The organism is Mesorhizobium sp. M0848, from assembly GCF_040319805.1.
Classification (GTDB): Bacteria; Pseudomonadota; Alphaproteobacteria; order Rhizobiales; family Rhizobiaceae; genus Mesorhizobium.
This window is the reverse complement of sequence record NZ_JAMYOM010000002.1, coordinates 369985-383116: the sequence shown is the minus strand read 5'-3', so window position 1 is coordinate 383116 and position 13132 is coordinate 369985. Positions and strand designations below refer to the sequence as shown.

The 13132-nt window shown below is 61.8% G+C and carries 12 protein-coding genes; 8 read left to right on the top strand and 4 right to left on the bottom strand.

The features are described from left to right. Positions 1-145: 145 nt before the first annotated feature. Positions 146-1045, bottom strand: a complete 900-nt coding sequence (locus NKH95_RS03755; RefSeq protein ID WP_127290810.1) for a LysR family transcriptional regulator — start codon at positions 1043-1045, stop codon at positions 146-148. Between the two features lie 128 nt (positions 1046-1173). Here NKH95_RS03755 and NKH95_RS03750 point away from each other — a divergent pair, with 128 nt between their 5' ends. From NKH95_RS03750 to NKH95_RS03725, 6 genes are all read left to right on the top strand, one after another. Beyond that, the gene (locus tag NKH95_RS03750; RefSeq protein ID WP_352795244.1) at positions 1174-2811 is read left to right on the top strand and encodes an ABC transporter substrate-binding protein; all 1638 of its coding nucleotides are present in this window, start codon (positions 1174-1176) and stop codon (positions 2809-2811) included. A 665-nt stretch (positions 2812-3476) separates the two neighbouring features. Continuing rightward, positions 3477-4679: a polysialyltransferase family glycosyltransferase gene (locus NKH95_RS03745; protein ID WP_280940275.1), complete on the top strand. Its 1203-nt coding sequence runs from the start codon at positions 3477-3479 to the stop codon at positions 4677-4679. A gap of 310 nt (positions 4680-4989) precedes the next feature. Then, entirely contained in the window at positions 4990-5205 is a 216-nt protein-coding gene (locus NKH95_RS03740; protein WP_196815283.1) for a hypothetical protein, read from the top strand. A gap of 90 nt (positions 5206-5295) precedes the next feature. Continuing rightward, positions 5296-5664 (top strand): VanZ family protein, encoded by a 369-nt coding sequence (locus tag NKH95_RS03735; protein ID WP_023808577.1) that lies wholly within the window; start codon positions 5296-5298, stop codon positions 5662-5664. A gap of 182 nt (positions 5665-5846) precedes the next feature. Next, the gene (locus tag NKH95_RS03730; protein ID WP_081734726.1) at positions 5847-6062 is read left to right on the top strand and encodes a hypothetical protein; all 216 of its coding nucleotides are present in this window, start codon (positions 5847-5849) and stop codon (positions 6060-6062) included. A 12-nt stretch (positions 6063-6074) separates the two neighbouring features. Further along, complete coding sequence (locus NKH95_RS03725) at positions 6075-6242, top strand: hypothetical protein (RefSeq protein WP_196815284.1); 168 nt, start codon at positions 6075-6077, stop codon at positions 6240-6242. Between the two features lie 73 nt (positions 6243-6315). Here NKH95_RS03725 and smc read toward each other — a convergent pair whose 3' ends face one another. The 3 genes from smc to NKH95_RS03710 all read right to left on the bottom strand — a co-directional run bounded on the left by smc (position 6316) and on the right by NKH95_RS03710 (position 11290). Next, a complete protein-coding gene (gene smc / locus NKH95_RS03720) occupies positions 6316-9777 on the bottom strand; it encodes a chromosome segregation protein SMC (protein ID WP_352721745.1) in 3462 nt (1153 codons plus the stop codon). 105 nt (positions 9778-9882) lie between these two features. Continuing rightward, entirely contained in the window at positions 9883-10626 is a 744-nt protein-coding gene (locus NKH95_RS03715) for a DsbA family protein (RefSeq protein ID WP_352442782.1), read from the bottom strand. 163 nt (positions 10627-10789) lie between these two features. Further along, positions 10790-11290: a DUF721 domain-containing protein gene (locus NKH95_RS03710; protein ID WP_127290824.1), complete on the bottom strand. Its 501-nt coding sequence runs from the start codon at positions 11288-11290 to the stop codon at positions 10790-10792. 53 nt (positions 11291-11343) lie between these two features. Between NKH95_RS03710 and mutY the strand changes: the two genes are divergently transcribed. Together mutY and NKH95_RS03700 are read left to right on the top strand one after the other, a co-directional pair. Beyond that, positions 11344-12525: an A/G-specific adenine glycosylase gene (gene mutY, locus NKH95_RS03705; protein ID WP_352628650.1), complete on the top strand. Its 1182-nt coding sequence runs from the start codon at positions 11344-11346 to the stop codon at positions 12523-12525. After that, positions 12518-13129: an HAD family hydrolase gene (locus NKH95_RS03700; protein ID WP_023808583.1), complete on the top strand. Its 612-nt coding sequence runs from the start codon at positions 12518-12520 to the stop codon at positions 13127-13129. The genes mutY and NKH95_RS03700 overlap by 8 nt, the downstream gene beginning before the upstream one ends. The last annotated feature ends 3 nt before the right edge of the window (positions 13130-13132 follow it).

Below are 13132 nucleotides of genomic sequence, written 5' to 3'. Positions count from 1 at the left end.
CCCCAAACTATTTTTTGTTGGTGCTCGGGGTGTGGTTTTTTTTTATTCGCGACTCCGTGGGCGGCTGGGGGCGCGGGGGCGCGTGGGGCCTGGGCGTGGGGGCCTGGCCCCTGACGGCGTTGGCCATGGGCAATCGCGCAGCATTTCAGGCAGTGAAGTCGGCCGACAGTTCGCGGATCAGGAAGTCGACGAACGCGCGCACCTTGGCCGCAATATAGGTGCGGTGCGGATAGAGCGCGTAGATCGGGCTGGAGCCGGGGCGAAACTCATCCAGCTGCACTTCCAGCCGGCCGTCCCTGATCGCAGCGTCGACCAGCAGGCTGGGCAGGTTGCCGATGCCGAAACCGGCGGTGGTCATCTGATAGGCGGCCTCGACGCTGTTGGTCGAGATGCGCCCGCCGACAGCCGCATCGAAAGGGCCGTCGGGTCCGATGAATGGCCACGTGCCAAGGCGCTTGGCGAAATTGCTCAGCACGCAGGAATGGCTTGCCAGCTCATCCGGGTGGACCGGACGGCCGTTTGCATCCCAATAATCGGGCGTGGCGCAGACATAGTTGCGGACTTCACCAAGCCGGCGGGCAATCAGGGCGGAATCCGCCTGACCGCCGAAGCGGATGGCCACATCGTAGCCTTCCTCGACAATGCCGACGACATAACGCGCGGTGAGGTCGAACTCGATCGTGGTGAGCGGGTTTTCTTCGAGGAATTTCGGCACCAGCTTGGTTATGCGCGTGTGGCCCAGAACATTGGAGCAGGAAACCCGGATCAGGCCGCGCGTCTCCTTGTGCAGGCCGCGCGTCGAATCCTGCAGTTCGGAAATGTCGTCGAGCAGGCTGCGCGCACGCGGAGCATAGTCGCGGCCCGCCTCGGTGAGGCTAAGACGCCTTGTGGTGCGATTGATGAGCCGGACGCCGAGGTCGTCTTCCAGTTCCTTGATGGTGCGGCTGACCGCCGTCGTCGACATGTTGAGATCGCGGGCCGCCGCCGACAGGCTGCCCAGCAGGCAGACTCGATCGAACACCCGCATCGCCGTCAGAAGATTCATCTTGCCTTCCCCTCGCCGTCGCGGCCCCGCCGCCATCGGCTGCGTCCTGTAGAAAACAGCGCCCAGCAACGACGCGGCAAGGGCATTCCACCGAATTTGGGCGTAAAATCAACAATGGGAGAACCGATATGACATCCAGACCTCTTCATCCGGCGATCGGCACATTTGCGAAAGGCGCGAAGAGCGGCGCGCTTGGCCGCCGCGAGTTCCTGGCGCTGGCTAGCGCCTTCGGCGCCAGCACCGCGATTGCCTATGGGCTCATCGGTCAGCCGGTCCCGGCGCGGGCCGAGGAAGCCGCCCAACCCAGGAAGGGCGGCGTGCTGCGTGTTGCCATGCAGGTGATGGAGCTGGAAGACCCGCGCAAGTTCAAGGTTTCGCAGATGGGCAACATCGCCATGCAGTTTCTCGAACCGCTGGTGCGCTGGAAGCCGGATTTCACCTTCGAGCCGGTGCTGCTGCAGAGCTGGGAGATCAATGCGGACGCCACGGAATATGTGCTCAAGGTGCGCCCGGGGGTGAAATGGTCGAACGGCGACGATTTCACCGCCACGGATGTCGCCTTCAACATCACGCGCTGGTGCGAGAAGGATGCCGCCGGCAACTCGATGGCCAGGCGCATGACCGCGCTGATCGATCCCGACACCAAGGTGGCGCGCACTGGTGCTATCGAGGTTCGCGACAGCCACACCGTGGTCCTGAAACTGTCCCAGCCCGACATCACCATCATCCCCGCGATGACCGACTACCCGGCATTGATCGTCCACCACACCTTCAATCCGAAGGCTGCGCCACTGTCGGCCAACCCCGTTTCCACGGGCCCGTTCGAACTTAAAAAACTCGATGTCGGCGTTGCTGCCTCGGTGCGCAAGCGGCCGGACGGGTCGTGGTGGGGCGGCGAGGTGTTCCTCGACGGCATCGACTGGACCGACTACGGCACCGACTCGGCCGCCACCGTCTCCGCCTTCGAATCCGGTGAGATCGACCTGAATGGGCAGACGCAGTCCTATGACGTCGCCATGCTCGACAGGCTGGGCCTGAAGAAAAGCGAGATCGTCACTGCCGCCACCCTGGTCTCGCGCTGCAACGTCAACGCCAAACCCTATGACGACAAGCGCGTGCGCAACGCCATACAGCTTGCGGTCGACAACGAAGCGGTGCTGCAACTGGGCGCCGACGGCATGGGTATCGTCGCGCAGAACGATCATGTCGGACCGATGCATCCCGAACACGCCGACCTGCCGCCGATCAAACGTGATCCGGCCCGGGCCAGGGCATTGCTCAAGGAAGCCGGCCAGCTCGATTTCGAGTTCGATCTGATCTCGGTCGAAGCCGATTACCGCAAGGAAAGCTCCGATGCCGTCGCCCAGCAGATGCGCGACGCGGGCTTCAAGGTGAAACGCACCGTCATCCCGGAATCGGCATTCTGGAACGACTGGACGAAGTATCCCTTCGCGACCACCAATTGGAACGCCCGACCGCTCGGCATCCAGACCTATGCGCTTGCCTACCAGACCGGTTCGGCATGGAACGAGACAGGGTTCGCCGATCCCGACTTCGATGCCAAGGTCCACAAGGCCAACGCCATCGCCGATCCGGAGCAGCGCCGTGCGGTGATGAAGGAACTGCAGGTCATGCTGCAGGATTCCGGCATCATCGTTCAGCCCTACTGGCGAAAGCTGTTCTGCCATATGAAACCTGCCTTGATGGGTTACCAGATGCATCAGGCCTATGAGCAGGACTTCACCCGGGCCTGGCTCGCCGCCTGATCGCGGGCGACAGGGCGGCGCATTCTGCAGCGCCGTCTTTACCCTTGGTCACCGGGAAAGTTGCGGCGTGGCGCCGCCATCAAGAACGGTCGTGGAGCAGTGCGGGCTTCGCATCGGACACGATGCACAGATGCGCCCACACATGCCCTGCCATGGCAGGTCAGCAGGGACCTCAGGCCGCCACATCAGACCAGCCGGCACACCAAGCATGCGAAACATTCTGGTTTCTGCGTCTGTCATCGTCACACTCCGGTTCACAACTGGAGCTTACTTTTGCCTGACGGCAGCGAAACCCGCTTTCCCCGACAACGACCTTCCCGAAAACCGGGAGAATTCACGCCTGGATGCCAACCGGAAGACAAGACCCGCGGCGGCAGGATCGAGTCACTTGAGCGATCTTGCCGCCTCCTCCTTGTGATCATACCGGATCTTAACAGGCGTCCGTCGCGCAGTTTAGCGGAAATCGCCCGACTTGTTGTTACGCGGAACTCCGGTCTGCCGCGGACGTTAAGCCCGGCAAGACATTTCTTGCTGAAGCAAGAGCGAGTATTGTGAAGCGGACGCAACCAGTCCCGAGCCACACACGGCCTGTTGGATTTGACGCAATGGCATGTTGAAATGACGGAACAAGCGGAGTTATTCCCATCCGATTTGGAGATTCTAAATTGCCAGTCCGAATATGCTGCGTCTTTGGGACCTGGCAATTGCTCAGCTTGGTTGCCTCACTTCGCCAGTCAATAGCGGATGAAAGCTCGCCGCCGCAACAGGAGCATGAGGACTATCTTGTCCTTTATGAAACGGCCGGCGTTTCCGAGCATTTCAAGACTGATCTTGCTAAGCTTGCGTCTACAGTATGGACCTGGAAACGGATCATATGGGCATACGACCTTCTGACATCCGAGCGTAAATATGGGCAACTGCAAATTTTCCGGATCCATCATCAGATCCGAGCCACGATAGGTCTTGAAGTGAGTTCTGCAGATGAAATCTGGGCCTGCTTCGTTAACCGGCCATCGGAAAAAATACTGCTGGACTCATACCCAAGAGCCAAGATCGTTCTGTATGAGGATGGCTTGACATCATACCTTCCGTTTGAAGTGTCAACCATGGCACGGCCGCCAGGCACCAGGCTTCGAAAGCGCATCACCGGAGCCTTTATTGCAGGCCTCTCTGCAATTTCACCGGCGCTCCGTTTAAGGAAAATGGCTGACAAGATAGAAAGACGCCACCTGAAACGGGTGAGACTCTTTTACTCTTTGCTTAGCGAAATCCCCGTTCCATATGCTCTGGCGGATGTACCGAGATCGCAGGTCGGCGCTTCACTGATGCGCGATTTAATAGATGAGGTCAGCAGGGATGCGCTTTCCGGCGACAATGGAGATTGCCGTGCGTCAACCAACCCGCGGATCCTGCTGCTGGGCCAGGCATTGTCACGAAACGGCATAATGTCGTACGCGCAAGAGGCGGCGATCTATCGGCACATTGCGGAGCAGATCGTCGAGAGGGGATACGATATCGTCTGGAAGGAACATCCTAGAATAAGGGCGCCCTTCTTCCCCGAGTTGCTTGATGCGGTCGGAAATATGACATCCGACCCCAGCACCAGGATCACGGAGGCGAACCTTCCGCACACATACCCGATAGAGCTTATCGTATCCCGGATGAATATCGTTTGCTGCGTCTCCGGCACGTCAGCCGCCCTTCTTTATCTGAAATGGCTTTACGGCATCAAAGCATACACATTTGCAGAAACATTGATCCCGCTCATGACCGGCGCGGACATTTTAATGAGTGACATGGTAAGGACCCATGCGATGCCTTTTTCAGCGCTCCAATCTTCGAATGAGACACAAGCAGGTATCTGTTGAAGGCGGGTGTCCGGTTTAGTGACACGTATGGCACCCATGATATCCTGATGGATGCCATGCTCAGCGGGAACACGCGGTAACCAATGCTGGTTCGGTGCGGACAAGCCACATCGATAATGGCGACAAACTATTTTCTGGCCTGTTTTATATGAGACCGGCAGACTACGACGCCGTTGTGGGACCCGACAATCAGTCGTTTTAATCCAAGTATGTCACGCTCGAGGACAGAGCCGCGCTGTTTAATGATGCCTATGTCGACGACACCCACTTGGAGTGCGTTGAAACCGTCAAGTACGACAGGAATCTGCTGGTGTTGTTCATCAATTCGATTGAATCGGTCCACGGCGTCACAGTCCGCCAGCCCACAGCCAAATGCCGGCTTTTCGTCAATCTGGTTGGAGAAGTCGAAAAGCCGTTTTACATCAAAGGAAAAAAGATACGGCCGCGCTATGTTCCGGTGCACCAAAGCCAGGATGAAGCGGAACAAACCTGGCTAAAGAGGCTCAAGCAAAAATTGCGGCTTTGAGAGACACGCCGTCGATCTGAGTTTCAGCCTGAACCGCCAATACCGAGCCGGATTCGACCTTTGCGGCGGCCAGGCACAGATTGGAACAGAATGAGATTTTATCCAGCCGCCGAACGGATCGCTTTTTTCGGCACGCTTATCGCTGTTCTTGCCCTTGCATTGCTGCCTATACCCCGACTCGAGGAGTATGGGATCGATATCGGTTTCCGGTCCGACAAGCTGAACCACGCCAGCGCCTTTGCCGTCATGACTTTCCTTGGAGGGCTCGGCTGGCCCGATCGCAAGACAAGGCTGATCGTCTTCCTCGCCATGGTTGGAGCGGCGATCGAGGTCCTCCAGGGCACGGCGCTGATACGACGTGATCTGGATGTGTTCGACTGGGTTGCCGATTGCGCCGGCATCGCATGTGGCCTCGTGGCCGTGATCTGTGTGAACTGGATCTTGCGGCGCAGAGGTTGAGCCTGTTGTCAGGCCTTATGTGCACGGCGCCGATAGCCACAGGAGTTCGCCCTCGGCTCCATTGACTCGGCGAAATCGGATTGCAACGATCCGATCCGGGAGTGGCGATTTTTCTACCTTGGCCGGACAGATGAAGCTTCGGGCGCGGCACCCAGGAAGCGCACCATCAGTATTGAGGGACGATGACGATCAAGATCAGGCTTCCGGGTGGTGTGTTGAAGGTCAAGCAACGTCATGAACTGCGGCGGCGGGAGTACAAGGGCGAAGTCCCGGTCTGGCAGTGTGGCAAATATTTCGTCATCTGGTGGCCCAGTACAATTCCTGATCGACCCTCCAAGAGCTCGAATACTGACAAGGAGCTTGAAATGACCCTTCCATCGACTGGAGAAGGCACGTAAGCTCTATGCATCATGGCTTTGCGAATCAGATTGCCGGGGGGCACACTGAAGGTGAAGACCTACCGCGAACTGCGTGATCGCGAGCGGGATCGCAGGGTGCCTGTGCTGAAGCTGGGATCACTCTATTTCGTCTGGGCTTCGGCCAAACTGCATTCGCACAAACACAATCCGACGCTCTGATTTTTTTGCCGGGGTTCACACTTTTCCCTGAAATCGCTCCAGAGCCGCCCATTCGCAGGTAGCGCGACCTGGGTCAGCTTGCCTCGCGCATCGCTTCGGCCGCCTGCAGGTCGACCGACACCAGCTGACTGACGCCCTGCTCGGCCATGGTCACGCCGAACAGCCGGTTCATGCGCGCCATGGTGATGGGATTGTGGGTGATGATGACGAAGCGCGTCTCGGTGGTGGCGGCCATCTCGTCCATCAGGTTGCAGAAGCGTTCGACATTGTGGTCGTCGAGCGGCGCGTCGACTTCATCGAGCACGCAGATCGGCGCCGGATTGGTCAGGAACACAGCGAAGATCAGCGACATCGCCGTCAACGCCTGCTCGCCACCGGACAGCAGCGTCATGGTCTGTGGCTTCTTGCCGGGCGGGCGGGCAAGGATTTCGAGACCGGCCTCGAGCGGATCGTCGGATTCGATCAGCTGCAATTCCGCCGTGCCGCCGCCAAACAGATGCGAGAACAGCCGCTGGAAATGCCCGTTGACGACCTCGAAGGCGGCCAGCAGCCGCTCACGGCCTTCGCGGTTGAGGCTCTGGATCGCCTGCCTGAGCTTGCGGATCGCCTCGATGATGTCCTCGCGCTCCGACACGATCGCCTCCAGCCGGTCGGATAGCTCCTTCTGCTCCTCCTCGGCGCGCAGATTGACGGCGCCGAGCCGTTCGCGCTCGATCTTCAGCCGATCGAGCTGACGCTCGATCTCGGCCATTTCAGGCATCGGGCTGTCAGCCTCAAGACCGGTGTGGCGGATGACCAGATGCGGTGGTGTGTTCAGCGTCTCCTGGATGCGCGCCTCGACCTCCAGCCGGCGTTCGTCGGCTGCGGTCAGCCGCTCTTCGGCGCGAACGCGGGTCTCGCGCGCCTCGGCCAGGAACTGGATGGCGCCGGCGGCGGCCTTGTCCAGTTCGGATTGCCGGTTCTCCGCTTCCTGCAAACGGTCGGCCGCCGCCTTGCGCAAGCTCTCGGCCTCGGTGAGCTGCGACAGCAAGGCACGCCGCTTGGCGTCGATTTCATCGGGAGCATCGGCCAGCCGCTCGCGTTCGGCCTCGGCCTCGGCCTTGCGTTCGCCGAGCGATGCGATCTGCGTCGAGGCGTTTTCGGCCCGCTCCAGCCAGTTGCTGCGCTCGGCGCCAATGGCATCGAGCCGGCGCGCGCGCGCCTCGGCTTCGCGCCGCAGCCCCTCATGCACGGCACGCGCATCGGCAAGCGCGGCGCGGTCGCGGGCGACATTGGCCGAGGACTGTTCGAGCTGCAATTGCAGATCGCCAAGATCGGGCGCGTCCTGCAGCAGCATTTCCGCCTCGGCGAAGGCGGCCGAAATCTCCTCATGGCTGTCGACGATGCGGGCGCGCGCTTCATCGAGCGCGGCGCGCCGGCTCTGCAATTCGCCGCCGGCTCTCTCGGCCTCGGCCAACGCATTGCGGGCAGCGTCCAGCCGATGCTGGGCGTCACGACCGGCCTGGCGCGTGTTGCGCTCGGCCTCGCTTGCCAGGCGCAGCGCCTGTTCAGCCTCTCCCAGCGCCTCCTCGGCCTGGCGCAGGACGAGCGTCGCCTGTATCGCCTCGGCATCGAGCTCAGCCAGCCGGTTCTTCTGCGCCAGCCGTTGTGCTGCGGCGGTCGGCGCATCGGCGCTGGCGGTAAAGCCATCCCAACGCCAGAGCGCGCCTTCACGGCTGACCAGCCTCTGGCCGGGAGCAAGCAGCGATTGCAACCGGCGGCCGTCGCCGGCGGTATCGACGATACCGACCTGCGCCAGGCGGCGGGCGAGCTGTGCCGGCGCGTGAACCACGCTGGCAAGGCTTTTTACGCCTTCGGGCAGGGCCGCGTCGCCGGGCTGGATCCCGCTTTCGCCCCAATGCACCGGAGCGCTGCGGTCGAGCGGCACGTCGAGATCTTCGCCAAGGGCCGCACCCAGCGCCGTTTCGAAACCGCGATCGACGCTGATCTGTTCCAACACGGCCGGGAAGAGATCCCCACTGGCGGCATTCAGGATTTTTGCCAGAGTGCGCGCTTCGGTTTCGATCCGTGCCAGCTCGGCCCTGGCATCCTGAAGCGGTGGCCGGGCGGCGCTTTCGACAGCGCGGGCATCGATGACCGACTGCTCGGCCTCGGACACGGCAGCCTCGGCCTCCTCCAGCAGCGCCATGGCCTGTTCGACCAGCACGCGCTTCTCGGCCGGATCGGGCAGGCCAGCGACCTTGGAGAGTATCTCCGACAATTCCCGGTCGACATCGGCAAGCTGACGCGCGAAGCGGTCGCGGCGCTCGGCGGTGTCGCGCAGCGTCCGTTCGATCTGGTTGCGCGAGGCGGCAGCCTCGGCCCGTTCGGCGGTCAGCGCGGCGAGCTTGGCTTCGCTTTGCGAAAGCGTCGACGCCGCCTGTTCGAACGCCGCACGGGTGGTGGCTTCGCGTTCGGCGGCGCCGGCATTTTCCGAATTGAGTGCTGCCTCTTCGGTGCGAAGGCGCTCGAGAATGTCCGCATTGTCGCGGACCATGCGCTCTTCACGTGCGATATCGCCGTCGAGCTGCTGCAGCCGGCGCTCGAGTTCGCTCTGACGGGCGCGGATGCGACCGGCTTCCTCCTCGATCTGCGACTTGGCGATCGACAGGCGCTGGAAGGCAGCGGCGGCGGCGGCTTCCGCGTCGCGCAGGTCCGGCAGCCTATGAGCGCCGATGCCTTGCTCCCTGGCGGCGGCCATCTGGGCTGCGGCGCGGTCGCCGACCAGTGCTGTCGCAACCGCCAGCGCCGAACGTGCCTCGCCTTCCTGGGTCTTGGCCAGTGTCCAGCGCAAATGCAAAAGCGTCGCTTCTGCCTTGCGGATATCGGCCGACAGGTTCTTGAAGCGGGACGCCTGGCGCGCCTGGCGCTTCAGGCTTTCGATCTGGCTTTCCAGCTCGCCGACGACGTCGTCCAGTCGTTCGAGGTTCTGCTCGGCCGCCTTCAGCCGCAGTTCTGCCTCGTGGCGGCGGGTGTGCAGGCCGGAAATGCCTGCCGCCTCTTCGAGCAGCGCGCGGCGTGCCTGCGGCTTGGCCTGGATCAGTTCGCCAATGCGGCCTTGACCGACCATCGACGGCGAACGCGCGCCGGTTGACTGGTCTGCGAACAGAAGCTGCACGTCCTTGGCACGGGCCTCCTTGCCGTTGATACGGTAAAGCGAGCCGGCCTCGCGCTCGATGCGGCGCGACACCTGCAGTTCGTCGGCATCGTTGAAGGCAGCGGGCGCCGAGCGGTCACTGTTGTCGAGGAAAAGCGTGACTTCGGCGGTGTTGCGTGCGGGCCGAGTGCCCGAGCCGGAAAAGATGACGTCGTCCATGCCGGACGCGCGCATGTTCTTGTAGGAGCTTTCGCCCATCACCCAGCGCAGCGCCTCGACAAGGTTCGACTTGCCGCAGCCATTCGGCCCGACAATGCCGGTCAGGCCGCGTTCGATGACGAACTCGCCGGGCTCGACGAAGGACTTGAAACCGAGGAGGCGAAGGCGCGAAAACTTCATTCGCCCCGCCCACTAAGCGGATTTCCGTGATTTTGCGAAAGGAATTCGCGGCACGACAGGAAGCCGCGCACGCCGAAGCGCCGCCGCCTCAGGGCTGACTGGATGTCAGAGCAGAGGGTCGATGATGGCCGACATTTCCTCAATCGACATCGCCCCTTTGTAGGTCTTACCGTTGATGAAGAAGGTCGGTGTCGAGTCGACCTTGAATTCATTGGCGCCGCGCTTCTGGACCGATCTCACATCGTCCAGAAGTTTCTGGTCCGTCAAGCAGGCCTCGAAGGACTCCTGTGTAAAACCGGCGAGCTTCGAGATTTGCAGCAGCGCATCCTTGGTATTCTGAACGCCAACCCAGTTCGCCTGCTGCCTGAACAGGACGTCGACCATAGGGTAATAGTTATCCTTGGCGCAGCGCGCCAGCATAAAACCGGCTTCGGCGCTCGGATCGAACGGGAATTCGCGCAGGATGTAGCGGACCTTGCCGGTGTCGATGTACTTGGTCTTCAGGTCCGGAAAGGTGGTCTCGGCGAAATGCGCGCAGTGTGGGCAGGTCATCGAGGCGTATTCGACGATGGTGACCTTGGCGTCATCCTTGCCAAGCTGCTTGTCGGGCAGCGCACCCGGCTTCATCAGTTCCGCCACATCCACGGTGCCCTGGGCCTCCGGCGCGGTGGCGGCGGCCGGCGTGGCCGCCTTCGCGGGGGCGGCCGGGGCCGCAGGCTTCACATCCGCGGCCTTCGCCTCCTCGCCAGAGTCGCTGCAGGCGGCGAGCAGGGCCACCGCCGGAATGGCGGCCAGCGAAGACAGGACATTTCTGCGAGACAAGCTTTGACCAAACGGGGGACGGTTCATACGAATCACCTGACAAGGGTTGGATTTTGCAATGCAAAGACACGAAAAGGCGAGAGTTGGCGCGAATTAAGGCATCTCGATCCCCAATCCAATCGCGAAACCTGACAAGGGCGATCACGAATGCGAGATATTGACGACGAATCCATGACTTTCTTCAAGACGCCTATGATTTTCTCTCCCCAATAATGGTCGCGCCAAGTTTCTCCAGCGAGGCGCGCAGTTCATCATTATCGACCAGGCCGACAGTTCCCGACAATTTCGTCTTCTCAGCCGCCGTCAGCGGCCTCAGGGCCGGTTTGCGCTTTCCTTTGTCGGCTGTCACCGGCTTCTGCAGGATCCTGATGCGGTTGATGGCGGTGAAGCCGAGGAAGGCGTTGACCCGGTTGATGATCTCGCCCGTCTCGTGCTGCAGATGAAGTGCCGCCATGCCTTCGCAGGCAATGACCAGCACGGCCGGCTCGAACGGATCGTCCTCATGCATACGGCGCGGCCACTGGATTTTTTCGGGGCGCGAATGGCTGGCCAGCCGCGGGCCGGCGATCTCGTCCCATGACTGGACGAGGCCGATCGAAATGCCGGCCCGCTTGCGCAGCACCGGATCGAGGATCCTGGTCGCGAGATCGCTGACCGGGACGGGATTGCCGTAGGGCGTTCTCCCTGCCATGTACGTCCTCCAGCGACGACCCAGCAGATACCGGCCAGGCCAATACAAGATCAATGGCACCAGCAGACCAGACCCGCAAGACCGCATCCTGGGATAGTGGCAAAGCCACATCCGGAGATAGCAGCACAGCTGCATCCGGTGTCAGCGACGATATCGCATCCCGCCTGCTCAGCTGGTACGATGTGCATCACCGTGAATTGCCGTGGCGCATCACACCAATTGAGCATGCGCGCGGCGTGCGGCCTGATCCCTACCGCATCTGGCTCTCCGAGGTCATGCTGCAGCAGACCACCGTCGAAGCGGTGAAGGCTTATTTCAAGGTATTCGTCGAGAAATGGCCCGATGTCGAAGCGCTGGCCGCGGCGCCCACCGAGGACGTGATGAAGGCCTGGGCCGGGCTCGGCTACTACTCCCGCGCCCGCAATCTCAAGGCCTGTGCCGATCTTGTGGCCGCGCGTGGCGGCCGGTTTCCCGACACGGAGACGGGTTTGAGAGAACTGCCCGGCATCGGCGCCTATACGTCGGCGGCCATCACGGCGATTGCCTTCGATCGCCCCGCCGCCGTTGTCGACGGCAATGTCGAACGTGTCATCTCCCGGCTGTTTTCGATCACAACCCCGCTCAGCGAAGCCAAGCCCGAGATCCGTGCCCATGTCGAGCGCATGGTGCCCGGGACAAGGCCTGGCGACTTCGCCCAAGCGATGATGGATCTCGGCGCCACCATCTGCACGCCACGCCGGCCGCGCTGCATGCTGTGCCCGCTGCGCGAAGACTGCAGCGCGGTCGTTTCAGGCGATCCCGAGCACTTCCCGGTGCGCCTGCCCAAGGCCGACAAGCCGCAGCGGCACGGCGCGGCCTTTGTCGCCGTGCGGGCCGACGGCGCCATCCTTCTGCGCAAACGGGCAGAGAAGGGTTTGCTCGGCGGCATGACCGAGGTGCCGACGACGGGCTGGACCGCGCGGATCGATGGGGCAACCACGGAAGCGGCCGCGCCCTTTCCCGCCGACTGGCGGCATGCGGGCCGCATTGCGCATGTCTTCACGCATTTCGCTCTCGAACTCGAAGTCTTTCACGCTCACATCAAAGGTGATGCGCCAGACGGGCATTTCTGGTCGCTCGCTCACGAGATTTCCGGCGAGGCGCTGCCGACTGTCATGAAAAAGGCAATCGAGGCTGCGATACCCGGCGCGACGAAAAAGCCGTCGCCACACAGTGCAAAGAGGCCCCATGACTGAAATACGCCACATCGTTTTCGACATCGGCAGAGTGCTGATCCACTACGATCCCAACATTCCGTTCAGCCGCCTCATTCCGGATGCCGAAGAGAGAAAGTGGTTTTTCGACAATGTCTGCACGCATGATTGGAACATCGAGCAGGATCGCGGCCGCACCTGGGAAGAGGCCGAGGCGCTGCTGATCGCGGACCATCCCGATCACGCGGAAAACATCCGCGGTTTCCGCCGCCATTGGCACGAGATGGTGCCGCATGCTTATGACGACAGCGTCGCCATCATGGTCGGCCTGATCGAGAGCGGCCACGACGTGACCATGCTGACCAACTTCGCCAGCGACACGCTGGCCGAAGCCCGCGAGCGCTTCGATTTTCTCAATCGTCCGCGCGGCGTCACCATCTCCGGCGAGATCGGCATGATCAAGCCCGATCGCGGCATTTACGATCATCACATCGCCGCCTTCGGCCTCGAACCGGCCGCGACGCTGTTCATCGACGACAGCCAGAAGAATGTCGACGGCGCCAAGGCGGCCGGCTGGCAGTCGGTGCTGTTCACCGATGCAAAGGCGCTTCAAGCAGACCTTGAGCGGCATGGCATCGCGACCTGATCG

Coding starts and splice junctions, on each gene's coding strand:
- NKH95_RS03755 (WP_127290810.1), bottom strand. CDS start 1,045: ATGAATCTTCTGACGGCGATGCGGGTGTTCGATCGAGTCTGCCTGCTG.
- mutY (WP_352628650.1), top strand. CDS start 11,344: ATGGCACCAGCAGACCAGACCCGCAAGACCGCATCCTGGGATAGTGGC.
- NKH95_RS03715 (WP_352442782.1), bottom strand. CDS start 10,626: ATGAACCGTCCCCCGTTTGGTCAAAGCTTGTCTCGCAGAAATGTCCTG.
- NKH95_RS03750 (WP_352795244.1), top strand. CDS start 1,174: ATGACATCCAGACCTCTTCATCCGGCGATCGGCACATTTGCGAAAGGC.
- NKH95_RS03710 (WP_127290824.1), bottom strand. CDS start 11,290: ATGGCAGGGAGAACGCCCTACGGCAATCCCGTCCCGGTCAGCGATCTC.
- NKH95_RS03725 (WP_196815284.1), top strand. CDS start 6,075: ATGGCTTTGCGAATCAGATTGCCGGGGGGCACACTGAAGGTGAAGACC.
- NKH95_RS03735 (WP_023808577.1), top strand. CDS start 5,296: ATGAGATTTTATCCAGCCGCCGAACGGATCGCTTTTTTCGGCACGCTT.
- NKH95_RS03700 (WP_023808583.1), top strand. CDS start 12,518: ATGACTGAAATACGCCACATCGTTTTCGACATCGGCAGAGTGCTGATC.
- smc (WP_352721745.1), bottom strand. CDS start 9,777: ATGAAGTTTTCGCGCCTTCGCCTCCTCGGTTTCAAGTCCTTCGTCGAG.
- NKH95_RS03730 (WP_081734726.1), top strand. CDS start 5,847: ATGACGATCAAGATCAGGCTTCCGGGTGGTGTGTTGAAGGTCAAGCAA.